This window comes from Aquifex pyrophilus, from assembly GCF_054656935.1.
The window spans coordinates 451,880-476,810 of record NZ_BAAHXJ010000005.1 but is presented as its reverse complement, the minus strand read 5'-3'; the positions used below and the strand labels follow the sequence as shown (position 1 = coordinate 476,810).

At 47.0% G+C, this 24,931-nt stretch carries 22 protein-coding genes; 8 read left to right on the top strand and 14 right to left on the bottom strand.

What is annotated here, in order from left to right; all coding sequences use genetic code 11:
• The first annotated feature begins 3 nt into the window (after nucleotides 1-3).
• Genes ACYQZ0_RS06215 through ACYQZ0_RS06200 form a run of 4 tightly spaced genes read left to right on the top strand, consistent with a single transcriptional unit; the run spans nucleotide 4 to nucleotide 2,025 of the window.
• The gene (locus ACYQZ0_RS06215) at nucleotides 4-267 is read left to right on the top strand and encodes a NifU family protein (protein ID WP_459775739.1); all 264 of its coding nucleotides are present in this window, start codon (nucleotides 4-6) and stop codon (nucleotides 265-267) included.
• Complete coding sequence (aroE, locus tag ACYQZ0_RS06210; protein ID WP_459775738.1) at nucleotides 267-1,070, top strand: shikimate dehydrogenase; 804 nt, start codon at nucleotides 267-269, stop codon at nucleotides 1,068-1,070. The genes ACYQZ0_RS06215 and aroE overlap by 1 nt, the downstream gene beginning before the upstream one ends.
• Complete coding sequence (locus ACYQZ0_RS06205; RefSeq protein WP_459775737.1) at nucleotides 1,063-1,518, top strand: nucleoside deaminase; 456 nt, start codon at nucleotides 1,063-1,065, stop codon at nucleotides 1,516-1,518. The genes aroE and ACYQZ0_RS06205 overlap by 8 nt, the downstream gene beginning before the upstream one ends.
• Nucleotides 1,519-2,025, top strand: a complete 507-nt coding sequence (locus tag ACYQZ0_RS06200) for a DUF3467 domain-containing protein (RefSeq protein ID WP_459775736.1) — start codon at nucleotides 1,519-1,521, stop codon at nucleotides 2,023-2,025.
• Here ACYQZ0_RS06200 and ACYQZ0_RS06195 read toward each other — a convergent pair.
• Together ACYQZ0_RS06195 and phoU are read right to left on the bottom strand one after the other, a co-directional pair.
• Nucleotides 1,974-3,707, bottom strand: coding sequence for an ATP-binding protein (locus ACYQZ0_RS06195; protein ID WP_459775735.1), 1,734 nt, complete (start codon nucleotides 3,705-3,707; stop codon nucleotides 1,974-1,976). The genes ACYQZ0_RS06200 and ACYQZ0_RS06195 overlap by 52 nt on opposite strands.
• Complete coding sequence (phoU, locus tag ACYQZ0_RS06190) at nucleotides 3,697-4,365, bottom strand: phosphate signaling complex protein PhoU (RefSeq protein WP_459775734.1); 669 nt, start codon at nucleotides 4,363-4,365, stop codon at nucleotides 3,697-3,699. The genes ACYQZ0_RS06195 and phoU overlap by 11 nt, the downstream gene beginning before the upstream one ends.
• A 15-nt stretch (nucleotides 4,366-4,380) precedes the next feature.
• Here phoU and ACYQZ0_RS06185 point away from each other — a divergent pair, with 15 nt between their 5' ends.
• Together ACYQZ0_RS06185 and ACYQZ0_RS06180 are read left to right on the top strand one after the other, a co-directional pair.
• A complete protein-coding gene (locus ACYQZ0_RS06185) occupies nucleotides 4,381-4,965 on the top strand; it encodes a D-sedoheptulose 7-phosphate isomerase (protein WP_459775733.1) in 585 nt (194 codons plus the stop codon).
• Entirely contained in the window at nucleotides 4,941-5,765 is an 825-nt protein-coding gene (locus ACYQZ0_RS06180; RefSeq protein WP_459775732.1) for an NAD(+)/NADH kinase, read from the top strand. The genes ACYQZ0_RS06185 and ACYQZ0_RS06180 overlap by 25 nt, the downstream gene beginning before the upstream one ends.
• On the opposite strand, the gene ACYQZ0_RS06175 is transcribed toward ACYQZ0_RS06180, so the two are convergent.
• The 11 genes from ACYQZ0_RS06175 to gyrB are packed head-to-tail and all read right to left on the bottom strand — an operon-like array spanning nucleotide 5,751 to nucleotide 20,608.
• The gene (locus ACYQZ0_RS06175) at nucleotides 5,751-6,464 is read right to left on the bottom strand and encodes an ATP-binding protein (protein WP_459775731.1); all 714 of its coding nucleotides are present in this window, start codon (nucleotides 6,462-6,464) and stop codon (nucleotides 5,751-5,753) included. The two genes, ACYQZ0_RS06180 and ACYQZ0_RS06175, sit on opposite strands and share 15 nt — an antisense overlap.
• Before the next feature lie 28 nt (nucleotides 6,465-6,492).
• On the bottom strand, nucleotides 6,493-7,254 hold the full coding sequence (locus ACYQZ0_RS06170; protein ID WP_459775730.1) for a slipin family protein: 762 nt from the start codon (nucleotides 7,252-7,254) through the stop codon (nucleotides 6,493-6,495).
• 14 nt (nucleotides 7,255-7,268) lie between these two features.
• Nucleotides 7,269-8,120 carry an MBL fold metallo-hydrolase gene (locus tag ACYQZ0_RS06165; protein WP_459775729.1) on the bottom strand — a complete coding sequence of 284 codons (852 nt, stop codon included), beginning with the start codon at nucleotides 8,118-8,120 and terminating at the stop codon, nucleotides 7,269-7,271.
• 2 nt (nucleotides 8,121-8,122) lie between these two features.
• Nucleotides 8,123-10,186: a thioredoxin domain-containing protein gene (locus ACYQZ0_RS06160; protein WP_459775728.1), complete on the bottom strand. Its 2,064-nt coding sequence runs from the start codon at nucleotides 10,184-10,186 to the stop codon at nucleotides 8,123-8,125.
• 9 nt (nucleotides 10,187-10,195) lie between these two features.
• Nucleotides 10,196-10,804, bottom strand: coding sequence for a hypothetical protein (locus ACYQZ0_RS06155; protein WP_459775727.1), 609 nt, complete (start codon nucleotides 10,802-10,804; stop codon nucleotides 10,196-10,198).
• The gene (locus ACYQZ0_RS06150) at nucleotides 10,801-11,697 is read right to left on the bottom strand and encodes a type IV pilus biogenesis protein PilM (RefSeq protein WP_459775726.1); all 897 of its coding nucleotides are present in this window, start codon (nucleotides 11,695-11,697) and stop codon (nucleotides 10,801-10,803) included. The genes ACYQZ0_RS06155 and ACYQZ0_RS06150 overlap by 4 nt, the downstream gene beginning before the upstream one ends.
• On the bottom strand, nucleotides 11,694-14,264 hold the full coding sequence (gene ppsA / locus ACYQZ0_RS06145; RefSeq protein ID WP_459775725.1) for a pyruvate, water dikinase: 2,571 nt from the start codon (nucleotides 14,262-14,264) through the stop codon (nucleotides 11,694-11,696). Before ppsA ends, ACYQZ0_RS06150 begins: the two co-directional genes overlap by 4 nt.
• Complete coding sequence (glyS, locus tag ACYQZ0_RS06140) at nucleotides 14,251-16,254, bottom strand: glycine--tRNA ligase subunit beta (RefSeq protein ID WP_459775724.1); 2,004 nt, start codon at nucleotides 16,252-16,254, stop codon at nucleotides 14,251-14,253. The genes ppsA and glyS overlap by 14 nt, the downstream gene beginning before the upstream one ends.
• A gap of 14 nt (nucleotides 16,255-16,268) precedes the next feature.
• On the bottom strand, nucleotides 16,269-17,405 hold the full coding sequence (locus ACYQZ0_RS06135) for an acetoin utilization protein AcuC (RefSeq protein WP_459775723.1): 1,137 nt from the start codon (nucleotides 17,403-17,405) through the stop codon (nucleotides 16,269-16,271).
• A complete protein-coding gene (locus ACYQZ0_RS06130) occupies nucleotides 17,398-18,234 on the bottom strand; it encodes a universal stress protein (RefSeq protein ID WP_459775722.1) in 837 nt (278 codons plus the stop codon). The genes ACYQZ0_RS06135 and ACYQZ0_RS06130 overlap by 8 nt, the downstream gene beginning before the upstream one ends.
• Nucleotides 18,227-20,608: a DNA topoisomerase (ATP-hydrolyzing) subunit B gene (gene gyrB / locus ACYQZ0_RS06125; RefSeq protein ID WP_459775721.1), complete on the bottom strand. Its 2,382-nt coding sequence runs from the start codon at nucleotides 20,606-20,608 to the stop codon at nucleotides 18,227-18,229. Before gyrB ends, ACYQZ0_RS06130 begins: the two co-directional genes overlap by 8 nt.
• Before the next feature lie 53 nt (nucleotides 20,609-20,661).
• Between gyrB and ACYQZ0_RS06120 the strand changes: the two genes are divergently transcribed.
• On the top strand, nucleotides 20,662-22,560 hold the full coding sequence (locus ACYQZ0_RS06120; protein ID WP_459775720.1) for an NADH-quinone oxidoreductase subunit G: 1,899 nt from the start codon (nucleotides 20,662-20,664) through the stop codon (nucleotides 22,558-22,560).
• Nucleotides 22,561-22,669: 109 nt separating this feature from the next.
• Here the strand turns inward: ACYQZ0_RS06120 and ACYQZ0_RS06115 are convergent, their stop codons facing one another.
• The gene (locus tag ACYQZ0_RS06115) at nucleotides 22,670-24,382 is read right to left on the bottom strand and encodes a chloride channel protein (protein ID WP_459775719.1); all 1,713 of its coding nucleotides are present in this window, start codon (nucleotides 24,380-24,382) and stop codon (nucleotides 22,670-22,672) included.
• Nucleotides 24,383-24,447: 65 nt separating this feature from the next.
• On the opposite strand from ACYQZ0_RS06115, the gene ACYQZ0_RS06110 reads away from it, so the two are divergent.
• Nucleotides 24,448-24,909, top strand: a complete 462-nt coding sequence (locus tag ACYQZ0_RS06110) for a Fur family transcriptional regulator (protein WP_459775718.1) — start codon at nucleotides 24,448-24,450, stop codon at nucleotides 24,907-24,909.
• The last annotated feature ends 22 nt before the right edge of the window (nucleotides 24,910-24,931 follow it).

Here is a 24,931-nt window from a genome sequence, read left to right as displayed (position 1 = left end):
GAGATGGCTGAAGTTGAAAAGGTGAGAGAAGTTGAAGCGGTTCTTAACAAGATTAGGCCCGCCCTTAAGGAGCACCAGGGCGAGCTCAGACTCGTTGATATCAGAGATGACGTTGTTTACCTCTCCTTTGAAGGGGGATGTTCAAGCTGTCCCGTTGTTGACATCTCCCTTAAGAACCTGGTTGATACCGTAATTAAGGGAAATCTCCGCTGGGTAAGGAAAGTGGAAATAACCCAGCAGAAGTATGACCTCGGTCAGTTTGTTTAATGATTAACAGCAAAACGGAAGTTTACGGAGTAATAGGGTATCCTGTAAAACACTCCCTTTCCCCCCTCTTCCAGAATGCCCTTCTCAGGTGGGCTGGAATAAACGGAGTTTATCTCGCCTTTGAGGTTGAACCCGAAAGGTTAAAGGAAGCGGTAGAAGGATTCAAAGCCATAAAGGTAAAAGGAATTAACGTAACCATTCCCCACAAAGAAAATATAATGAATTTCCTTGAGGAGATAGACCCCGTTGCCGAGGAGATAGGTGCGGTAAACACCGTAAAGTTTGAAGAAGGAAAGGCAAAGGGCTTTAACACAGACTGGATAGGGTTTATAAAGGCTCTCAGGATGCTCATTCCCGAGATAAGGGGAAGAAGGGTTCTCGTTCTCGGTGCTGGCGGAGCGTCAAAGGCGGTTATCTACGGACTTATAAAGGATGGGGCAAAGGTCTTCCTCTGGAACAGAACGAGGGAGAAAGCAAAGGTTCTTGCGGAAAAGTTCAACATTGAGGCTGTTGAAAGACCGGAGGAAGTTATAAAGGACGTTGATGTAATCGTAAACACGACGAGCGTTGGACTCAAGGAAGATGACCCTCCCTTATTTGATTACTCCCTCATAAACTCCTCTCACGTTGTCGTTGACATAATTTACAGGGAGACGAAGCTCATAAAGAGGGCTAAGGAGGTAGGGGCAAAGTGTCAGGACGGGCTTCCCATGCTTCTCTGGCAGGGTATTGAGGCCTTCCGCATATGGAACGGATGCACCCCTCCTTACGAGGTTGCCCTGAGAGCGGTAAGAGGTGGATAGGGAAAGGTTCATAAACTTGGCCTTAAAAGAAGCGGAAAGGGCTTTCAAAGAAGGGGAAGTTCCCGTAGGTTGCGTGATAGTTAGAAATAATGAGGTTATATCCCTTGCCCACAACGAGGTTGAGAGGAGGAGGGACCCCACCGCCCATGCAGAAATTCTCGCAATAAAGAGGGCTACCGAAAAGCTTGGGAGTAAGTTTTTAACGGGGTGTGAGGCATTTATAACCCTTGAGCCATGCGTTATGTGTTCCTATGCCTTCGTTTTATCAAGAATAGATAAGATTACCTTTTTAGCCCCCGATAAGAAACACGGGGGAGTTATGAGTCTCTTTAATTTACTTGACGACCCTCTTCTTAACCACAGGGTCAAGTGGGAATATTACCCCGTTGAGAGAGCCTCGGAACTTATATCAGAGTTTTTCAAGAGCTTGAGGGATAAGATTTATTAGATGACACCTTTTAAGGAGATACAGCGTTTCATAAACTGGAAGGAGAGATTCTTAAGGGATTACGAGAAGATAGAGAAGGGAGACCTTGAGGCCATAAGGGAGGAGGTTAAAAAGCTTCTCGGAGAAGAGCCGGATGAAAGGCTTCTGAAAGCACTCAGGTCCATGTATGTGGGGGGTATGGAACACAGGGTTGAGGACGAGGAGATAAGGTACTGGACCAACTGGGCGGGAGTGAAGACTTACGAAACCTTTAACCGGTTTCCCCTTCTCAGCGATATAGAACTCGCTTTCGTTTTCTGGGCTCTCGGGAAGCTCTTCGTTCCCTTGCTTATGCACGAGAGGGGGGTAAAATCCGAGCCCTTTAAGAGGCTCTCAAGGGAGGAGCAGGAAGAAGCGGTTCTTGACGAGCTTGATACCATATGGGAGACCCAGCTAACCCTCATACTCCAAGCCCTTCAGTTCCTGGACCTGAAGTCTATCTCAAGTAAAAAGCCCTCGGAGGGATAAACCTTCACTTCCCATCCGTGTTCTTCTATGACCTTTTTAACTATACTCATACCTATTCCGAAGCCCTTCGGATTTTTACTGAAGAAAGGCTCAAATATATGCTTTAACTCATCGGGAGATATACCTTTACCGTTATCTCTGTATATGAGCTTTTCCGAGTTAATTTCCACGATTATAAGGCTTGCTCCGTTCTCAACGGAGTTGTTTATGAGGTTGTAAAAGACCTCCTTAAGGAGGTTCCTGTCCCCGTAAACCTCTTTTTCTCCCTTTACCTTTATATCAACACCTGTGTAAAGTCTTGATACCTCCTTTACAAGCTCCTCAAGTTTTATCCTTTCGGGCTTTACCTTCTTTTCCTGTCCCAGATGCCTGAACTGGTTTACGAGGTTGTTTATTCTATCCACTTCCTTAATAATCAAAGGAAGAACCTCCTTTATCCTTTCCTTTCCGTTGTCTCTCTCAAGGAGCTTCCCTATTCTCTCAAGATTCAGTTTTATGGGCGTTAAGGGGTTCTTTATCTCGTGGGCTATCCTTTTTACCGCCTCCTGCCAGACTCGGAACCTCTCCGCGAGAACTATTGGTGTTATATCCTCAAATATGTGAATGCTTCCCTCCTCAAGGTCTATTCTTTCACACCTTATGTTTTTCCCTTTCTTCACCTCTTCTATTAAGCCCTCCCTGTAATCTCCGAACATATTCTGGAAGGTTTTATTCACAAACACCTCCCCGTTTTTCTTCCTGTAGAGAACCGCAACGGGAAGGGTATCAAGGAGCTTCCTTAAGGTCTCTTTTTCCTCTTCAAGCCTTTCGTATAGCTTTCTCAGGTTATCCTTCATATCTTTAAAGACCTTTGAAAGCTTCTCTATCTCGTCCCCCGTTTTCTCAACCTCTATATCAACGTTCAGGTTTCCCCTGGCTATTTCTTGAGCCTTTTCCGTTAACCTCTCCACGGGCTCGCTTATATACCTTGCGAAGAACATTGAGAGCCACACGGTTGCGAGGAGTGTAATCAGACCTATCGCAACTATGAGGAAGACGTATATGCCCGTTATAATGTCCCTTGCCTTCGTGAGGGAACGCAAATCAAAGGCGGTCTTACCGAAGGCATTAAGCTCTTTGAAAAATTCCTCTTTCCTCTCAACGACGATGTATTTATCCCCGAGACAGAGATAAACCTCCCCTTCTTGCTCTATATCCTCCTTACAGGGAAAGTGAATTACGCTCTTTACGAAGGTTATTTCGTTCAGCTCCTCGTCGGATAACCTCCTTAAAAGTTCCTTTTCCCTCCTTAAGTTTTCCCTCTTATAGGCTTCAAGCTCCCTGTATATGGTTTCCGAACTTTTTGCAAGACTCCTTATCTTCTCGCTGAAGAATACTCTCGTTGACTGGAACAGGAGGAATACCGAGAGAAGATTTAGGGCGAGAAGGGGAATGAATATGTAAAGTATAACGACGTTTGCTATCTTTCTCCTTAACTGCCTCTGGGATTTTCCGAGGTAAACCTTAATGAGCTTCCTGAAGGTTATCGCGGAAATTACTATGAGAAAGAGGAGGTCAACGTTTATAGCTATGAGTATAAAGGGGTAGTTTGCATCGGGAAGGCGACGGAGATTTTCAAAAAAGAGCCAATTTATTACCGCTAAAAAAATGAAGAGAATTGCTATGAGGATTTTAGTCTTCACTCTTTTCCTTTATATGCTGGTGCTTTACTATCTCTCCCTCCGAGAGGTAAATGGCTGCCTCAGCAACGTTTTCCGCGTGGTCCGCTATCCTTTCGTAATGCCTCGCGACGAAGGAGAGGTTCATAGCCCTCTTTATGTTCCTCGGGTCCTCAAGGACGTAGGTTATGAGCTCCCTCTCAAGCTGGTGGTAAAGCTCGTCTATGAGGTCGTCCCTCTCTATAACCTTCTTTGCAAGGGGAACGTCCTCCTGAATGAAGGATATAACGCTGTCGTTCACCATCTCCTTAACCATCTCCGCCATGAAGTTGAGATTCACGTAAGGTTTTAAGGGTGGTTCTTCCGCAAGGAGTATGGCTCTTTCCGCTATGTTTTCCGCCTCATCTCCCATTCTCTCAAGGTCCGAAACAATCTTGTATATCCCCATTATCATACGGAGGTCTCCCGCCTCGGGCTGGTATAGGGCTATCATCCTTATGCATCTCCTTTCTATATCAACCTCAAGGAGGTCTATGGTGTCATCCCCCTTGATAACTTCTTCGGCGAGGTCAACGTTTTGTTTGTTGAGTGCCTGGGTAGCCTTATCTATGGCTTCCTGAACGTATTTCGCCATCTTTATTACGAGCTCTTTCGTTTCCTCAAGTTCCTTAAAGAGTTTCATAATAGTATTTAATATATGATAGAGCTCGTCAGGAAAATCTTTAAGGAGAGTGCGGAGGTAAAACTCGCATTCCTTGAGCTGTATGAAGAAAGAATAGTGGAGGTTGCGGGGATAATAGCGACCGCCCTGAGGGACGGAAATAAAGTTATCCTCTTCGGAAACGGGGGGAGTGCCGCGGACGCTCAGCACATAGCCGCGGAGCTCGTGGGCAGGTTCAAGAGAGAAAGGAGACCTCTTCCAGCCATAGCCCTCACCACGGACACCTCAATACTTACCGCTCTCGGGAACGACTACGGCTTTGAGACTATATTTGAGAGGCAGGTTGAGGCCCTATGCACACCGGGGGACGTTGCGATAGGAATAACAACCTCGGGGAACTCTGAGAACGTTATAAGGGGTCTAAGGAAAGCCCACGACCTCGGGGCTACAACGGTGGCCTTCACGGGAAGAAACGGAGGTAAGGTTGCTGAAATAGCCCATTACACCTTTATCGTTCCCTCTTACGAGACGCCGAGAATTCAAGAGTGCCATATAACGCTCGGCCACACAATATGCGAGCTCGTTGACAGGATGCTATGCGAAGAGTCCTCGTCTTCCTGAAGGATTCAAAGAAGGCCCTTGAGACCTTCAAGTTAATTGAGCCTATACTTAAGGATTACGGGGTTTATTACAAAAAGTTTATAAACAGGAGGAACTTCGTTAAGAAACTGAGGCCCGTAAATTACGAACTCTTTCTCGTTATAGGAGGGGACGGAACGTTCCTGAGCGGTGCACGCATAGCTTCAAGATACGGCATACCCCTTATAGGGATAAACGAGGGGAGGTTCGGTTTTCTCACCGAAGTTAAGAAGGAGGAGGCCCGTGAGGTTCTCCCCTTGGTTCTTGAGGGGAAGGTTAGTATTCAGGAGAGGTTAATGATAGACGTTTTCCTAAAAAGGAGGAATAAGTTAAAGTATCTGGGAAACTACCTTAACGATGCGGTTGTATCAAAAAGCAGTATAGCGAGGGTTATAAGGACCGAGGTTTTCGTAAATAATGAAAAGATAGTTGAGGTCTTCGGGGATGGGGTAATACTCTCAACGCCTACGGGTTCAACCGCATACGCCCTTTCCGCAGGGGGGCCAATACTTTATCCCGAGTCAAGGAATCTCCTGTTCGTTCCCATCTGTCCCCACACCCTTAGCAACAGGCCCCTCGTTCTCCCTTCGGAGTTCACGATTACCTTTAAGATGGCTTCCGGAAATACGGAAGGTTATCTTACCCTTGACGGTCAGGAGGGGACTTACCTGAAAAGGGATGACGAGGTTGTTATAAAGGCTTCCAGATACGTTTGTAAAACATTCGCTCATCCGTATAAGACCTTTTTCGGAATTCTTAGGGAGAAGTTAAGGTGGGGGTAGTTTCGGTCTCACCTTTTTAACCTTTCTCAGGTCCTCTCCCTTCATTATTACGAGGTCGTTCATCTCGTAAAGCTTTGAAACGACGTTTTCCCCGAGCCTTGCCCCGAGGTCCTGACTTATCTTCACGTTGCTCTCCTCGCTTTCAAGGTTGAAGTTCGTCGTAACGATTGTGCTCTTGAGGTTGTTATACCTGTAGGTGATTATGTAGGATATGAGCTCTCTCTGCCACTCGCTCAGCCTCTCGGAACCGAGGTCGTCAAGAACGAGAACGGGAACGTTGAGAACCGCTTTTATGAACTTGAGGTCCTTCCCCTCATCTATGGCCATCTTCAGCCTGTATATTAAGTCCTTTGTATCAAAGAAAACACCCCTCACCCTTTTCTTCTCGTAAAGGGCTTTCAGGACCGCAACCGCTATATGGGTTTTCCCTATTCCGGGAGAACCCACGAAGGTTATACCCCTGCCCTCTTCCTCGTTAAAGGCTAGAACGAACTTCTTCGCAACGAGGAGAGCCCCGTCCTGTGAGGGATTCATTGGCTTGTAGTTATCAAGGGAAACGTTCCAGTACCTCTTTGGAATGTTTAACTCCCTGTTTATATCCCTGTTTTTATACCTGCATATACAAGGTTTAAGGGCTCCGTGCCGTGTCTTTACAAAGCCCGTTCCGTTGCAAAGCTCGCAAGTATCAACCTTTTCCATAGGTTTTAAAATAATTGTTTTAAAGGCTTTATCCAGTCTCCCCTTTTCTCTTCATAAACTCAACGAGCTCAAGGGGGAACGGGAATATAACGGTCTTTGCGTTGTGAAGCCCTATCGTGTGCAACGTTTCAAGGTATCTCAGCTGTATAGCTATGGGTTCCTGTGCAAGTATCCTTGCAGCTTCAAGGAGCTTCTGGGCAGCCTGGTATTCCGCTTCCGCACTTATAATCTTAGCTCTCCTTTCCCTCTCCGCTTCCGCCTGTCTCGCGATGGCTTTTCTGAGCTCCTCGGGGAGGTCTATCTTCTTGAGCTCAACAGCTATCACCTTAACACCCCAGGGGTCCGTCTGCCTGTCTATTATCTCCTGGAGCTTCATGTTTATCTTCTCCCTCTGGGATAAAAGCTCGTCAAGCTCCGCCTCACCGCAAACGCTTCTTAAGGTCGTCTGAGCTATCTGGGAGGTTGCATAAAGATAGTCCTCAACCTCAACTATCGCCTTAACCGGGTCAACAACCCTGAAGTAAACGACCGCGTCAACCTGAACCGATACGTTATCCTTCGTTATTACATCCTGCGTGGGGACGTCAAGGGTTACGGTTCTCAAGGAAACCCTGACTATACGGTCTATTATGGGGATTACGATAATTAATCCGGGCCCCTTTGCACCTATTACCCTTCCCAAACGAAAGACAACCGCCCTCTCGTATTCGGGAATAACCTTGATGGCTGATGCGAGGAATATGAGAATGAGTATGGCTATGAATATCGTATTTATCGGAAGAAACTCCATAGGAATAATATAAATCAGAGACTCAGAATTTCCTCAACGAATCTCTCAAACTCTTTTCTCGTTATCCTCTTTATATAGCCGTGTCCGGGTAAAATCCAGCTAAATCTGAAGTTAAGGAGTTTTTTAATGGATTCCTTTTGTTTTTCCCAGGAATACCAGCAGTATTCTTTGAAAGCGACGAGCTTCTTCCTTCTTCTGCTGTAGGCGACGTGGTCCCCCGTAAAGAGATACTTTTCCTCGTAAAGTAAGACCATATGGCCTTTCGTGTGTCCGGGGGTGGGTATAATCGTGAAATCCTCAAGCTTTTGAGGCTCGTAGCCCTCAACTTTTATTTCCGCATCAGGCATAACGTGGCTGTCCTCAAGGTGGATAATCCTCTTCGCACCGAATCTTTTGGCGTATTTATCCGCATCTGCAACGTCGTCCTCGTGGGTGAGGAATATATACTTCAGGCCTCCGAGTCTTTCTATTTCCTCAACGAGATGTTTAACATACCTCGGGGAATCAACCATTAGGTTTCCTTCTTCCCTTACTATCAGATAACTTAGAGCTCCGTAGGAATTTTTTGAGGAAAAACCAAGGAGATAAACGTTTTCCGCGATTTTAATGGGAAAATAACTGTATATATGCCTCGGAACTTTAAGGGAAACCGTTCCTATGGCGGAAACGGGGCAGGAAACGAGGGCCATAAAGGCCTTCTCATACTCTTCTTTAACCTCGGGCTGTTTCACTACGATGGCGGTTTCCTTTCCGTCTCCGAAAACCTCAGGCGCTATTTGCCTGCAAACGGAACAATCAATACATGAGGAGTCCACGAAAAACTCCCCTTCCGCATTCCCGGGCAATTTCCTTTTGGGGTCCGCCATACTTACCTTTCCAGCATAGACTCATCAAACTCCGTTCTCGGCTCCTCACAGGCGTAGTTCTTACACAGGTAGTAAGTTGTTCTGCCATCAAGGGGTTTCATGCTTTTCACGAAATTGCTTAGTTTTTCCGTTTTCTCGTCCTTAAGGAGAATTAAAAGGTCGGGTATGTATCTGGAATCTATCCTTCTTTTTACCTCTTTCCAGGTGTCGTCTTCGGGGACTATTACGAGCTCCTTTGAGCCGTTTACCGCAAGGTCAAGAGCTATAAGGGAGAAGGTGTGTGCGGAAGGGAAGTTAGCGAGTTCCCAGGAAAAGGCCTCAAGGGTTTTATAGCCGTAGTCCTCAAGTTCCTTCCTTCCTATGAGTCTTCCGAGCCGGATGAGGTTGTAAGCGGAAACGGAGTTCCCCGAAGGTGTTGCGCCGTCGTAAACCTCTTTCTTCCTGACGGGTATGTCCGTGAAGAAATCGGGGGTCTGGAAGAAGCCCCCGTTCTCGTTGTTCCAGAAGTGTTTTATCTGAACTTCCTGGAGTTGTAGGGCTTTCTCAAGATACGAGCTTTCAAGGGTTGCCTCGTAAAGCTCAAGGAGTCCCCATATGAGGTATGCGTAATCCTCAAGAAATCCGTAATATTTAGCCTCTCCTTCCATATACCTGTGAAGGAGAAGGCCTTCCTCATTTAACATGCGTTCAAGTATAAAGTCCGCACACCTCTTTGCGAGCTTTATCCACTCCTCCTTTCCGAGGGCCTTTCCGCTGTAGGAGAGTCCGGCTATGGCGAGCCCGTTCCAGTCTGTAAGAATTTTCTCATCCCTCAGGGGTTTAACTCTCTTCTCCCTTGCCCTGAAGAGCTTTTCCCTTACCTTTTCAAGCTTTTTCTCAAAGGATTCCCTGTCCATTCCGAGCTCTTTAGCTACCTCCTCGTAATCCCTTCCCACGTAAAGGATATTTCTTCCCGTTTTTCTCCTCGTTGCCTCTTCAAGGTAATTGCCCTCCTCCTGAAGGTTGAAAACTTTGAGGGTAAACTCAAGCTCATCGGGAGATAATGCTTCCCTCAGTTCCTCAAGACTCCAGGTGTAAAATTTGCCCTCTTCCCCTTCGCTGTCCGCATCCCAGGCGGAGTAAGAAGCTCCCTCCGGGGAGAGCATATCCCTCTTTAAGAACTCAACTATCTCCTCCGAGGTTCTCTTAAATAGCCCCTTTCCGAGGAGCTGGTAGCCCTCCGTGTAGGCTATAAGTAGTAGGGCCTGGTCGTAAAGCATCTTCTCAAAGTGGGGAAGGAGCCACTCCTTATCGGTTGAGTATCTGTGAAATCCGAAGCCTACGTGGTCCCATATGCCCCCCATTCTCATGGATGTGAGTGTTTTATCTATCATCTTGAGGGCCTGCTCACGTTTATACCTGTAGTAATACCTTCCGAGGAACATAAGGTTGTGGGGTATGGGAAACTTGGGTGCGTTCCCGAATCCTCCGAAATGCTCGTCGTAAGAAGAGAAGAGCTCCGAGAAAGCCCTGTGGAGAACTTCTTCTCCCAGTTTTGCCTGTGCTTTCTCCCTTGATGCCTCTTCAAGGGCTTTTACAAGGTGTTTGGCGGTGTTTAAAACCTTTTCCCTGTCCTTCTCCCAGAGCTCCTTAATCCTGAGGAGTATGTCTTTCAATCCCGGTCTTCCGAAGAAGCTCTCCTTAGGGAAGTAAGTTCCCGCAAAAAAGGGCTCTTTGTCAGGGGTCATTATGATTGTGAGGGGCCATCCACCGCTTCCGGTCATGGCTTGGCACACACTCATGTAAAAGGCGTCTATGTCTGGTCTTTCTTCGCGGTCAACCTTTATGGGAACGAAGTATTTATTCAAAATTTCCGCTATTTCTTCATCTTCAAAGCTTTCCTTCTCCATGACGTGGCACCAGTGGCAGGTTGAGTATCCTATTGAGAGGAATATGGGCTTGTTTTCCCTTTTTGCCTTCTCAAAGGCTTCCTCACTCCACGGATACCAGTCAACGGGGTTGTAGGCATGCTGTCTCAGGTAGGGACTCTTTTCCTTTATAAGTCTGTTGGGTTTTCTTTTATCCATAAGGAAAGTTTAGGGAGCTTTTCCCTCCTTTTCTATGAGCTCTATACAAAATCTCTTGTAAGGGTATCCCGCAACGGTTATGAGCTCCTGCTTTTTCACCAGACCGAGCTCGTATATGCTCTCGTCCTCCCTGAGTGCTATGAAATCAACCTGGAGTATGGGTTTCTTTATGGTAAATCCCCTCATTTTTGATACGTCGCAGTTTTGCTCCCTGAAAGCGCAGAGGGAAAGGTTCTGAAGGAGTATGCCCTCCCTGAGGCTGTTCTTCCTATCAAGGGCTGTTTTGAAGCTCTCGTTATACCTTTTCACGAATGTGAATAGTTTTTTCTTTCTTTCAAGTCTTCTTTTTTCCGCTTCAAGCCTCTTAACGAGCAGTGTAAGCCTCTCTCTCTTTGCCTTTTCCCTCTGGAGCTCCGCCTTAAGGTTGTTCAGGGTGTTGTTAAGTATGAAGTAATAGCCCGCAGTGAGGAGAAGCAAAACGACTCCCGAAAGGAAGAGAATGGGCAGGATATTTGCTACAACCGATTCCTTTATCTCGGATAAATTCAGCGTTTTAATTCTCTCAAGAAGGCCCGCTTCCTTGTTCAGGTTTATCCTTATTAAGTTCTTTCTGTTCATGCCCCCTCAAGCCCCCTTATGGAAAGAACGTAGGGTATGTAAAAGGAAGCGGAAACGTGTTCGGGTTCTATGGGCCCCAGAACGGGAAGGTTTGTGAGGACTCTCTCAAGGATATCGTCATGCTCTATTGCTTTTCCCGCAAGATAAAGAGTGTTTACCTCGTTCATTAAGAGCTGGTTCTTCACCTCTACAAATAAATCCTCAAGGAGTGTTTCGTCCTTGCTCTCAAGATACTCGTTCAGGGAAAAGTTCAGGAGCGTGTATGTAACCGATTGTCCCGTGTAGTAAACGAAGACGCTCTCGTGTATGTCTATGTAAAGAATTGCAAAGGGAATTCTTAGGTTAAAGAGAAGCCCCCCGTTTATTATGGTTATCACTTCGTAGTCAACTATGCCGAGCTCAAGCCCTGCCTTCTCAACCATATTCTTCAGGTTCTCGTAAACGCTTTTTCTCACTATGACGAGGGCGAGAACCTTATACTTTTTGTCCTCCGTCTCCCATATGTAGTAGTCGTAAACGCTCTCTTCCTTCAGGTTCTCCTTTTCCGTGTTTACGTAGGTCTGTATGGCTTCCTCCAGGTCCTTTTTTGAGAGGAGGGTAGGGTATTTGTTGAGCTTGAGTATTCCGTTTCTCGCTGTTATGCAGGTATGGGCTTTCTTACCTTCAAGATTCAGCTCCTTTACCTTCTCTTTCAATATATTTATCTTCTCTTCCTCACTCTTTCCGTACCAGTTTACCTCAACGGGTTCAAAGGTGGGATGGCCGTCTTTGTCAAGCTCAAGTATTCTCACAAAGTAAGGGGTGAGGTAAAGGGAAAGGGAGGTCTTGGGTGTGAAGGAGATGGGAATGGGGATTCTTATCTTCTTCCCCTTTAGCTTTTCAAAGAGTTTCATTTAAGAACTCCGAGCTTTTTCTCCATTTCTATTACCGCAAGGGTTGTTTTAAGAACGGAGTCGGGATTAAGGGATATGCTGTCTATTCCCTGTTCAACGAGGAACTGGGCAAACTCGGGAAAGTCGGAGGGAGCCTGCCCGCATATTCCAACCTTTCTTCCGTATTCCTTAGCGGTTTTTATGAGCTGGGCTATGAACCTCTTTACCGCTTCGTTTCTCTCGTCGTATAAGTGGGCGACGAGCTCCGAATCCCTGTCAAGGCCCAGGGTGAGCTGGGTTAGGTCGTTAGAACCTATTGAGAAACCATCAAATATCTGGGCATACTTGTCCGCGAGTATTACGTTGCTCGGGAGCTCCGCCATAACGTAAACCTCAAGTCCGTTATCCCCCTTCCTGAGTCCGTATTCCTCCATAACTTTTAGAACCTTTTCGCCTTCTTCGGGTGTTCTGCAGAAGGGTATCATAACCTTCGTGTTCGTGAGCCCCATCTTGTTCCTTACTCTCAGTATCGCCTTGCACTCCATTCCGAAGGCTTCCTTGAATACTTCCGAGTAATACCTTGACGCACCTCTCCATCCGAGCATAGGGTTTTCCTCTTCGGGCTCAAAGAGTATTCCCCCTATTAGGTTTGCGTATTCGTTTGACTTGAAGTCCGAGAACCTCACTATAACGGGGTTGGGGTAAAAGGCTGCGGCAATCTTAGCTATTCCGTAGGAGAGCTTCTTTATGTAGTAGGTGGCTTTATCCTCATAACCGAAGGTGAGTTTATCTATATCCTCAAGTATTCTCTTCAGGTTTACCCTGTATTTGTCCTTACCCTTTGCGAGCTTCTTTAGGAGTCTCTCGTTAGCGTAGTTATAAATTATCCTGAAGTTTACGAATCCCTTATCGTCTATAAGATTCTCCCTCTCAAGCTTCTCGTAAAGCTCAACGAGGTCATCGTAGTGAAGGAGTGCGAGGGGGTGAATCTTTATGTAGTTCGCTATTATGAACTCCTCCCTTGCAAGACCAACGCCGTCGTTGGGAATAGATGCATACCTGAATGCGGACTCGGGGTTTCCTATGTTCATCATTATCTTCGTCTTGGGCTTGGGAATCTCTTTGAGGTCAATCTCCTCAACCTCGTAGTCTATCCTGCCCTCGTAAACGTATCCCGTTTCCCCTTCCGCACAGGAAACGGTTATCTCCTCTCCCGTCTTTATCTTCTCTGTTGCGTTCCCCGTTCCTACAACCGCGGGAATTCCGAGTTCCCTTGCAACTATCGCTGCGTGGGATGTTCTACCTCCCCTGTTAGTCACTATTGCCGATGCTTTCTTCATTATGGGTTCCCAGTCGGGGTCCGTTATGTCCGTTACGAGTATCTCTCCTTCCTGAAACTGGTCCGCTTCTTTCAGGTCAAAGAGAACCCTTGCCTTCCCCGTCGCTATCTTATCCCCTACCGCTATGCCCTTTACTATAACTCTTTTCCTTCTTTCTTCTTCGGGCGTCTTTATCCTGTAAATCTTTATTACCGTATCCCTCTTCCTTGAGTGAACGGTTTCCGGTCTTGCCTGAACGACGAAAAGCTCGTTAAGTATTCCGTCTTTTGCCCACTCAATGTCCATGGGAGTCCATCTTCCGTTCTTTTTTGAGTAGTGTTCCTCTATAAGAACGCCCCACTTCGCGAGCTGAAGTATCTCTTCATCATTAAGGGCAAACTTCTTTTGCTCCTCTTTCGGAACGTTTACTATCTTTACCCTCTCCTCTCCCGTTCCGTATATCATCTTCCTGTCCTTCTTTCCGAGTTTTTTCTCAATTATTGCGGAGTATCCCTTAAGGAGCGTCGGTTTGAAAACTATATACTCGTCGGGCGTAACCTCTCCCCTCACGAGGAGTTCTCCGAGTCCGTAGGTTGCGTTTATTATTACCACGTCCTTGAATCCCGTTTCGGTATCAAGGGTGAACATAACTCCCGAAGCCCCGAGGTCGGAGCGGACCATCTTCTGAACGCCAACCGCTATTCCCACCTTAAAGTGGTCAAACCCGAACCTCTCCCTGTAAACGATAGCCCTGTCGGTGAATAGGGACGCAAAGCAGTTCTTTATCGCCACGAGGACGTTTTCCGCTCCCACAACGTTCAGGTATGTTTCCTGCTGTCCCGCAAAGGAAGCGTCGGGAAGGTCTTCCGCAGTAGCTGAGGAGCGAACCGCAACGTCAACCGCGTGGGTGTTGTATTTTTGGGAAAGCTCGTTATAGTATTTCTTTATTAATTCTTCTAAGTCAGGGGGAAACTCACCGCCTCTTATCAGCTCCCTTACATCGTGTCCTCTTCTTTGAAGGTCCTTGATGTCATCGGTGTTTAGCCCTTCAAGTATCTTCTTTATCTTGTCCCTCAGGTTGTTGTACTCTATGAAGTAGTAATATGCGTTTGCTGTTACGACGTATCCGTAGGGAATCTTAACTCCGAGGGGCGATAAATTTCTTATCATTTCTCCGAGTGATGCGTTCTTCCCTCCCGCTATGGGAATGTCCTCAATCGTTACCTCATCAAGCCAGAGAACTAAAGCCTTACTTTTATCCTGAGACATCCTGACCCTCCTTTATAACAATTTCGTTAAAATCTCCGAATTTTCTAAATAAATTCTCAACTCTTTTCAGCAAGGCCAGCCTGTTTCTCCTCACCTCCTCCCTTTCCGCCATAACCCTCACATTGTCAAAGAAGCTGTCTATTACTTCCTTCAGCTTGAGAAGCTCCAAGGGAGTCTTTACTTTCCTTGATTCAAGCTCCCTAAGGGCTTTATAAAGCTCCCTTTCCTCTTCCTTTTCAAATAGCTCCTCTTTTACCTCTGTGTCTTCCCAGCCCTTTGGGATAATCCTTGAAACTCTTTTCGCAACCTCAACGAGTTTGTTAAAGTTTTCCGATTTGCTCGCTTCGTAAAGAAGCTCAACGTTCTTTATGACCTTGTAAGGCTCAAAGGGGGAGTAAACGTTGAGAACCGCCCTCACTATATCAACGGGATAATTCCCGAGGTAGGAGATTAACCGCTGTCTTAAAAACTCCTCAAGCTCCCTTAGGTTCTCTAACTCGTATATATCCCTGAACTGGAGGAGGTTGACATCAAGCCCCTTTTCGTGGAGTATCTTAATGATACCGAAGGCGCTTCTCCTGAGACCGTAGGGGTCTGAGCTTCCTTTCGGTATCTCTCCCGCTTTAAAGAATGAATAAAGGTTATCTATCTTATCGCTTAGGGAGAGTATAGTTCCCGTTTTCGTTTTCGGAACTTCGTCCTCAAGGCTTTTGGGTTTATACTGCTCCCACAGGGCTATCGCGACCTCCTCGTCATATCCCTGCTTCAGGGCGTAAATGTATCCCATGTATCCCTGAAGCTCGTCAAGCTCTTTCACCATTTCCGTAAGGAGGTCAGCCTTTGAGAGGTAAACCGCGGTTCTTACCTTCTCCCAGTCGCACTCAAGGAGGGGGCAGAGCCTTTTAGCTATCTCCTCCATCCTTTCTTCCTTCTCGTAGAGGGAGCCTATCTTGGGGTGGAACACGACGTTTTTGAGCTTTGGAACGAGCTCTTTTAGGTCCTTCTTCAGGTCCTCCCTGTAGAAAAAGAGGGCATCTTCAAGCCTTGCCCTCAGAACTTTCTCGTATCCCTCCCTAATCTTTTCGTTTGGTCTGTTGTTGCTTATACCTATGAAGTAGTTGAGGAGCTTTCCTTCCCTCTCTATACAGAAAAATCTCTGGTGGTGAGCGGAAACGGTTATAACAACGAGGGGCGGAAGTTCGAGGTATTTCTCGTCAAACCTTCCGAGAACCGCAAAGGGATACTCAACGAGGTTAGTCACTTCCTCAACAAGCCCCTCGGGATAAGAAGGCTTTCCATTTACCTCCTGGGAAAGCCTTTTAACCTCCTCTTCTATTATCCTTTTTCTCTCCTCAAAGGAAGGGATTACGTAGTTCTCCTTCAGGATTCTTTCGTAATCCCTGTGGCTTTTTATCTCTATCTCTCCAGAAGATAAAAATCTGTGCCCCCTCGTTCTGTTTGAGGAGATAAGATTTCCGAAGGATAGCTCAAGAACCTTATCGTTATGGAGTGCAAGTATCCACCTGACGGGTCTTGAGAAGGTTATCCTCTTTGAGGAGGTCCACCTCATACGCTTCGGAAAGGGAATTGAGAGGAGTATGTTCTCAAACTCCTCCCTGAGTTTATCAACGGGGGCTTTTTCTTTTACCTTTCTTACGAGGGCTACATACTCCCCCTTGTTTTTTTTTAGGATTTTCACCTCTTCGGGCTTTCCGTTGTTTTTTCTTAAAAATCCCTCAAGGGCTTTTGTGGGTTTTCCCTCCTCGTCGTAGGCAACGCTTTTTGGAGGTCCCCATATCACCTCTTCCCTTTCTTCCCCTTCATTTACAAAGCCTTCAAAGATTAGGGCTAATCTCCTCGGCGTTCCGTAAGTGATTACCTTTTCCGCCTTCAGAATCTCGTTTATGCTTCTTTTCAGGTAATCAAGGGCGGGATTTATGACGGATGCGGGCAGTTCTTCCGTTCCTATTTCCAGGAGCAGGTTATCCATTTTTCAGAGATATTTTAACACAGGATTAAACTTCTTGCCCTCTCAATAATTTCCTTTACCTCCTTCCTTATCTTACCTCCCCTGTATGGGTCCCTCAGACTTTCAAACATATAGCTCCTGTCAACCTCATCGTCAAACTCCTCAAACTCTATACTCTTTAGGAGTTCAAACGCTTCGGGGGTAAGTCTTTCGGGCACTTCCCTTTCGGAGAGCTCGCACCACAGAAGGGTCCATGCCCTTGCGAGAGCATAAGGGTGGTATCCCCCTCCGCCTATGTATATCCCCTCGCCGAAGGACTCTCTCACGAGATTAAAAGCCCTTAAGAAAGCTATGTTTGATAAATTGAACTTTGATAGATAATCCTCAAGAAGGGGGTCCGTTCCGAGCTGGAGTATGTAAATCTCGGGTTCGTAAACCTCCTTTACTATCTCAAGGGATTTCTCAAGGGCATAGAGAAACTCGTCGTCGTTCAGTCCTTTCGGGAGGGGAATGTTCAGGTTGTAGCCCCTTCCCTTTCCATCTCCCGTCTCCTCAAGGTATCCCCTCTCAAAGGGAAAGGCATACTCGGGGGACTGGTGAAGGGAGAGAACGAACACCTCATCGGTGTCATAAAAGGCTTCCTGAACGCCGTCGCAGTGGTGGGCATCAAGGTCTATGTAAAGGATTCTTTTAAAGCCTTTCTTCTTCCTGAGATACTCAATCCCCACCGCGGGGTCGTTTATATAACAAAATCCGTTAGCCTTATTCTTAAAAGCGTGGTGCATTCCGCCCGCAGGGTTAAAAACTCTGTTTCCCTTTAAAAACTCCTCTATTGCCTGTATGGTTGAGCCCGTGGCGAGGCAAGAGCCCGAAAACATCGCATAGGATACGGGGTTCTCGTAGCTCCCTATGTTATACCTTTCCCTTGCCCCGTTGGGAACGCATTGACACCTTTCAGCTTCCATGAGGGTCTCTATGTAATCCCTTTCGTGGAAAAGCAGGAGCTCTTCCATCGTTGCGGGTCTGCTCTCTATGAGCTCTTCATCATCCAAGAGATTCATCGCGTTTAGGAACATTAGGAGGAGAGAAACGCGGGGTATTTTTAAGGGGTGGTTCTTCGGGTATTTATACCTCGCGTATCTTAAACTTCCTATGAGTTTTGCCTTACTCATTGGGATACCTTACGAGCAGAAGGGGAAGGTCAAGGTTGTGAATCACGTAAGTGGTTACGCTCCCGAGGAAGAACTCCCTCACGGGTCCCTTTCCGTAAGCCCCCATAAAGAGGGCATCCATTCCCTTTTCCTTGCAAAAGCCCACTATTACCTCTTCGGGTATTCCCTTAATTCCGTAAAACCTCATATTCTTCCCGAGGACTTCTTCCGCTTCCCTCTCCCTCTCCTTTGCCTCCTCAAGATTCTCAACAGCGGAAACGACGTTTATCTCGTATTTGTAAACCTCCCTCAACTCCTTCGCTATTTCCATTGCCTTCCTTGAGTTCTCCTTTCCGTCGTATGCCACGCAAATCTTTTTTAGCTCGCTCTCCCTTGCGGGAAACATGAAGACGGGACAGGGTGCGTTTCTCGCTACGTTTTCCGCATTACCGCTCACGAGAACTCCCTTTATAAGCTTTTTCCCCTTCTTCCCTATCATTATGAGGTCTTCCCTGTCCGCCTCCTTCACTATCTCCTCCCACGGGATTCCCTGAACCTGAACTATTGATACCTTTATCCCTTCCTTTCTTCCCTCTTCCGCAAAGGTTTTAAGGAGCAGGTCCCCCTGTTCCTCAAGGAACTCCTTGACTCTTGCGGATATCCCGGGGTAAAAGGTGAAACCGAGTATTGAGGAAAGGTCAAGCAGAAAGCTCTCGTCCATTAATCTCTCGTCAATTACGTAAATTCCAACAACGGGTATATCAAAATGTTTGCCTATCTTAAAGGCGTGCTTCGTTGCAACGAGGGAAGCGGGAGAGCCGTCAAGTCCTACGATTATCCTCTTAAACATCTAAGTGCTTTACCTCCTTCGCGTATTCCTCTATAAACTCCCTTCTGGGTTCTACCTGTTCTCCCATAAGTATGGTGAATATGTGGTCCGCTTCCGCTGCGTCCTCTATCTTAACCTTCTTCAGCCTTCTCGTCTTCGGGTTCATCGTGGTTTCCCAGAGCTGTTCAGGGTTCATCTCTCCGAGTCCCTTATACCTTTGAACCTCCATTCCCGAGCGTGCAAAATCCATAAACCTATCGTAAACCTCGTATAGGTTATTAATTGTTGCCTTTCTGTTCTCATACCTTATCTCCGCGGGAAGGTGGAGGTGAACGCCCTCAAGAACCTCCCTGTAGGAGAGTGAGGAGAGGAAGTTCGTGTCTATAACCGTCTCCGTTCCGAGCTTGTCGTCGTAAAGTATTATGTCGTAAGCCCCTTCAAACTCGTTGAACCTCGTATCAATCCTGTAATCGGGTAGCTCCTCAGATAGGAGTTTAACGAGCTCCTTGACCCTTACAGCGTTTCTCAAATCCTCTTCCCTTACCCTGTGGTTTAGCAAGAAGTTTATCACGTCCTCTCCCTTCTTCCTAACGAGTGCCCTGTAAGAGTCCTCGTAATCCTTTATGGTTATCAGAAGGTTTATAAGCTCCTCTCCCCTGTATTCGTTTCCGAGGGCATCCTTCAGGACTCCCTTTTCCCTTATCTCGTTCATTAGGAAGCTTTCAAACTCCCTGTCGTCCTTTATGTAAATCTCCTTCTTCCCCTTCTTAATCCTGTATAGAGGAGGTTCCGCTATGTAAACGTATCCCTCCTCTATGAGCTTGGGCATGAACCTGTAGAAGAAGGTAAGGAGAAGTGTTCTTATGTGGGAGCCGTCAACGTCCGCGTCCGTCATGAGTATTATCTTGTGATAGCGGAGCTTTTTGAGGTCTATATCGTCCCCTATACCGCAACCAAGGGCGCTCACTATTGCCTTAATCTCGTCGTTTGAGAGAACCTTATCAACCCTTGCCTTCTCAACGTTTATTATCTTTCCCCTTAAGGGGAGAATAGCCTGATACCTTCTGTCCCTCGCTTGCTTTGCGGAACCTCCCGCGGAATCCCCCTCAACGAGGAATATCTCACACTTTGAGGGGTCCCTTTCGGAGCAGTCCGCGAGCTTTCCGGGAAGAACCCCTTCCTCAAGGGGGGACTTTCTCCTCACGAGCTCCTTTGCCTTCCTTGCGGCTTCCCTTGCGAGTGCCGCCTCTATCGCCTTTTCAACGATTGCCTTAAGGACATCCCTCTTTTTCTCAAAGTAAGCGGTAAGGAAGTCATACGTGATGCTCTCAACAATATTCTTTACGTTCTGGTTTCCGAGCTTCGTTTTAGTCTGTCCCTCAAACTGGGGATTTGGAACCTTACAGGCGACTACCGCGGTAAGCCCTTCCCTCACATCTTCTCCCGTAAACGTTTTCTTCAAATCCTTTGATAGTTTTAGGCCCTGTGCCATTCGGATAACCGCTTTACTCAGACCTGCCCTGAATCCCGTTACGTGGGTTCCCCCCTCAACGGTCTTTATGTTGTTAACGAAGCTCTCAATCCTCTCCTTGTAGTCCCTCACGTATTGAAAGGCTATATCAACTATAACGCCGTCCTTTTCCCCCTGAATCCTTATTATGTCCTTAAAAAGAGGCTCTTTTCCCTGATTTAAATACTTTACAAGCTCCTCAATTCCCTTCTCAAATTTATAAACGAGGTGTTTCCCGAGTCTTTCGTCGGTCAGCTCAAACTTAACCTCGGGGTTAAGATAGGCAAGCTCCCTAATCCTTTTCTCAACTACGTCAAACTTTATCTCCGTCGTCTCAAATATCTGGGGGTCGGGCTTGAAGCTTACCTTCGTTCCCCTCTTCTTTGTCTCCCCTACAACGTGGAGGGGTTCTACCACTTCCCCCCTTTTGAAAGCCATTCGGTATATCTTTCCGTCTCTGTAAACCTCAACAACGAGCCACTCGCTGAGGGCGTTAACGACTGACGCTCCAACCCCGTGAAGACCGCCCGAGTATGTGTAAACCTTCTTCTCAAACTTTCCGCCCGCTCCGAGCATCGTGAAGACCATCTCAACAGCGGGTTTGCCCGTTTCGGGATGTATGTCAACGGGTATTCCTCTTCCGTCGTCCTCAACGGTTAAGGAGTTATCCATATGTATGGTTACGGATATGTTTCTCGCGTATCCCGCTACCGCTTCGTCAACCGCGTTATCAAGTATCTCCCAGAGAAGGTGGTGAAGTCCCCTTTCCCCTACGTCTCCGATATACATGGCGGGGCGGAGCCTTACGTGCTCCAGACCCGATACCGCTTTTATGGCTTCCGCGGTATACTCTTCAGATTTAAGTGTCCTTTTCTTCCTTGCCATCACCAATATTATATTAGTTTCTTAATACATATAATTTATAGAGGAGGTTTCTTATGGCTGAGAAGGTGAAGATATACATAGACGATATGGAAATAGAGGCGGAAAAGGGCAAAACGGTTCTCCAGGTAGCCCTCGAAAACGGCATAGATATCCCCTATTTCTGTTATCACCCGAAGCTCTCCATAGCGGGCGCCTGCAGGATGTGTGTCGTTTACTGGGAGGATATAAATAGACTCGTCATATCCTGTAATCTCCCAGTTCAGGAAGGAATGAGGATAAGAACCCACAGAACGAGCGAACAGGTAAGAACCCAGCAGAAATACCTCCTCCAGGCACTCATGACGAGACACCCCTTGGACTGTCCCATTTGCGACAAGGCGGGGGAGTGCGACCTTCAAAACCTCGGAGCCATATACGGACCCCAGAAGCAGATAGTTCCCATCTCCGCCCTTGAGAAGGAAAGGGAGGAACACAACTGGGAGAGCGATTTCCTTGAGTATTACTCAAACAGGTGTGTCGTCTGTTATCGTTGCACGAGGGCCTGCGACGAGATAGTGGGAGCACACGCCCTATACGTTGAAGACAGAGGTTTCCACTCAAACATCGTTCCCGCGGTAAGACCGATGGACACATCAACCTGCGAGATGTGCGGTATATGCGTCCACGTCTGTCCCGTAGGGGCCATAATATCAAAGCCCTTCAAATACTGGACCAGAAGCTGGCTCGTTGAGAAGGGAAGAACCGTATGCAACCTCTGTCCCGTAGGTTGTGAGATACAGCTTGAGTACGGAATGGGAGACTGGCGTTCAAAGAGAAAAGTTTACAGGACAAAACCCACCGATGAGCTAAATATATGTGCAAAAGCCTTCTTCGGATACGATGCGATAAATCACGAGAGGCTTCTCAAGACCGAGGTAAAGGGAAGGGAGGAAACGCCGGGAAACGTCGTTAACCTCCTCACGACCATTCTCACGGAGCACGGAGGAAGAACGGGCGTAATACTCTCCGCCTACCTCCCGAAGGAGATAATAGACGAGGTCATAAGAATATCAAAATCCGCGGGGGCTTACGTTACGTGTGTCCAGACCGCTGACTTCTTCAAGTTTGCGGAAGAACTCGGAGAGTTTGATACAGTGAGCCCCGAAGAACTGAAGAAGGGAGATACCTTCGTCCTTATAGGAGACGACCTCACCTCCGTTGCAACGGTTCTCTCCTATCCCATAAACGGAAAGAAGGTTTACAAGATAGGAAAAACCGTTAGGGACGGGAAGTTTAATCCCGAGGAGATAACCCTTGAAGAACTGAAAAACCTTGAGGGGAACCTTTACGTCCTCGTTACACCCCACGCACTAAACGGAAACCTTAAAGAGACCGCACAGGTTTTAAAGGAATTAAGGAATAAGGGAGCTAAGGTAATTCCCGTTCCGAAGGACGGAAACACCTTCTACCTCTACGAGGTATTAAAGAAGGATTACTCGGACCTCTCCGCGGTAATTGAGAAAGCCCAAAGGGGAGAGATTGAGAACCTCATAATTTTCGGTGAAGAGGTTCTTGAGTTTTACGACGTAAACACCTTTGTGGAGCTTTCCGAAAAGCTTGAACACCTCGTTGTAGCAAGCCCCTTCAGGGACGGGCTTTCCCAGTATGCCCACATAAGAATTCCCATGTCCCTCATGGGAGAGAACGAGGGAACCTATAAAACCTTCTTCGGAGAAGTTAGGGGAAGGAAGTTCCTCCCATGGGCTTTTGACGATATAGCCTTCTGGAGATACCTCGGGGAGAACTTCAAAGACGAGGGAGAACTGAAGGCCGCAAGGAGCGAAAATACACCCGAAAGGAAGTTTAAACCTCACCTTTACAGGAACAACTGGATAACCCAGAGGAGCGCAAACCTATCAAGGCTTTACGAGAAGAACAAGGATATAGAGGTTTACTACGAGCGTGCCCTTTAATCCTTCTTATACTTCTTTTTTATCGCTTTAAACTGAATCTTCCAGTAAAGAAGGAGAACAACCCAGGGAAACAGGAGTATAAAAAGAAGACTCAGAATTTCACCGAGGCTCATTTCTTCCACTCCCTTATAGCCCTTCCTATATCCGCTCTCGTTATTATGCCTACAACCTCCCTGCTTGCCAAATCCTTAACAACGGGAAGCCTGCCTATACCCTTTGTTGACATAATCCTGAGGACGTCAGAGAGACTATCCTCTTCCCTTACGGTTATAACGTTCCTGTTCATCACCTCGTAAACCCTTACCATACTCCTCTTTTCGGGTGGAACTTTCGCTATATCGCTCTTCGTAATTATTCCTACGAGCTTCTTTCCGTTTACAACGGGAAGCCCTCCTATGAGCTTCTCGGAAAGCAGGTTCTGGGCTTCCTGGAGGGTTGCACCCGGATGTATGGTTATGGGGTTAGGGATCATGTAATCCCTCACGCATAACCTCTCAAGAATGTATAAACCGAACTCCTCCTGGTGTGCGGGAGAGTCAAGCCTCGTGTTTACTTGGCTCGGGAATATGCTCCTTTCCCCGCTCAGGAAGTAGGCTATGAATACTGCAATCATAGCGGGAACAAGGAGGTCATACCCTCCCGTCATCTCCGCTATGAGTATTAATGTAGAAAGGGGAGCCTTTGCCGCAGCAGCAAAGAGGGCTACCATTCCCACTATCGTAAAGGATGGAACGTGAAGGGATATACCGAGCTCCTTCTTCACAAAAAGGCTGTATGATGCTCCCAGAAGCCCACCAATCATAACCGAGGGACCGAAAACACCTCCCGAACCGCCCGAACCTATAGTGAAGGAAACGCCCAGCATAACGCCGAAGGCTCCTACTAAAGTAAAGAGGTAGTCGTTTACCTTCCCGTCAAGTATGAGCTGAAGCCAGCCGTATCCGTTTCCTATCGCTACGGGAATGAGCATTCCGATAACTCCCGCTATGAACCCCCCTATGGCGGGCTTGATATACTCGGGGAGGGGCAGTTTCTTAAATGTATCGCTTATTAGGAAAAAGGTGTTTACATAAAACCTCGCAAAAAGGGCACAAATAAGCCCGAGAACCCCGTAAGCGAGAAGACCCGTAAATCCAACTTCCCTGAAGGGGGGAATGTCCGCTGAAAAGATGGGCTGAAATCCGTAAACGCTTCCGAAAACGCTGTAAGAGACTACGGATGCGATAAAGCTCGGTATCATAGTCTCAATGTAAAAATCCCTCTTGAAGAAGACCTCCGCACTTATTATCGCGCCGGCGAGAGGGGCTTTAAAAATTGCAGCGACACCAGCTCCAAGACCTATGGCAAGTGCCTTCCTCCTTTCCGACTCCCTCAGCTTAAACCAGTCCGCTATTGATGAGCCTATTCCCGCACCTATGAGGGCTATGGGACCTTCCCTTCCCGAAGTTCCTCCCGTTCCTATGGTTATAGCCGAGGTGATGAGCTTAACTATTGAGGATTTTAGGGATAACTTCTCCCCGTAATGGTAAGCCCTTATCGCCGCGTCCGTTCCAACACCTGCGGACTCTGGGGCAAGGAAGTAGGCAAGCAGTCCCGAAATAAGTCCCCCTAAGGCAACGGTAAAGGGAAGAAGGTAAGGGTGAAGGGGCTGAGGTGTGAAGTTCTCCCTGTGTCCCTCTCCCGCAGGGAGTGGCTGGTAGTAGCCCACTACTCCCTCAAGGAAAATCTTTGTTATTAACTCAAGGGCTTCAACAAAGATTATCGCGGCTACTCCTACAAAAAGACCTATGAGAACGGGAAGGAGTAAGTATTTGCGGAGCATTATAGAATTTATTTTATCCTTATATTTTAAAAATACTGGAAATTGAGAATCATTACTAATATATTATGATACTAATGAGTGTGAGCACTGAGGAACTTAAAAAAGAGTTTGCGAAGTTCTTAAAGAGAAAGAACCTGAAGATTACCCGCTCCCGTCTTGACCTTATAGACCTGATAGCCAACTACAACAAGCATTTTGAGATAGAGGAGCTCGTTAACTGGATTTCAACCCAGAACGATAAAAAGGTATCCCGCTCAACGGTTTACAGAACCGTTAAACTCCTTGAGGAGTTCGGGGCAGTAAAGGAAGTTATAAAGAAGAACAATAAAACGATATACGAGTTCGTCGTCGGACGCTCCCATCACGACCACCTCGTCTGCACCAATTGCGGAAAGATTATTGAGTTCGTAAGCGAGGATATAGAAAAGCTCCAGGACGAGATATGTAAGCAGTACGAGTTCAAGCCTACCCACCACAGGCTTGAGATATTCGGGCTATGTAAGGAGTGCAGGGAGAAAATCTCCTGACAAAAACCCTTTCCGAAGGGAG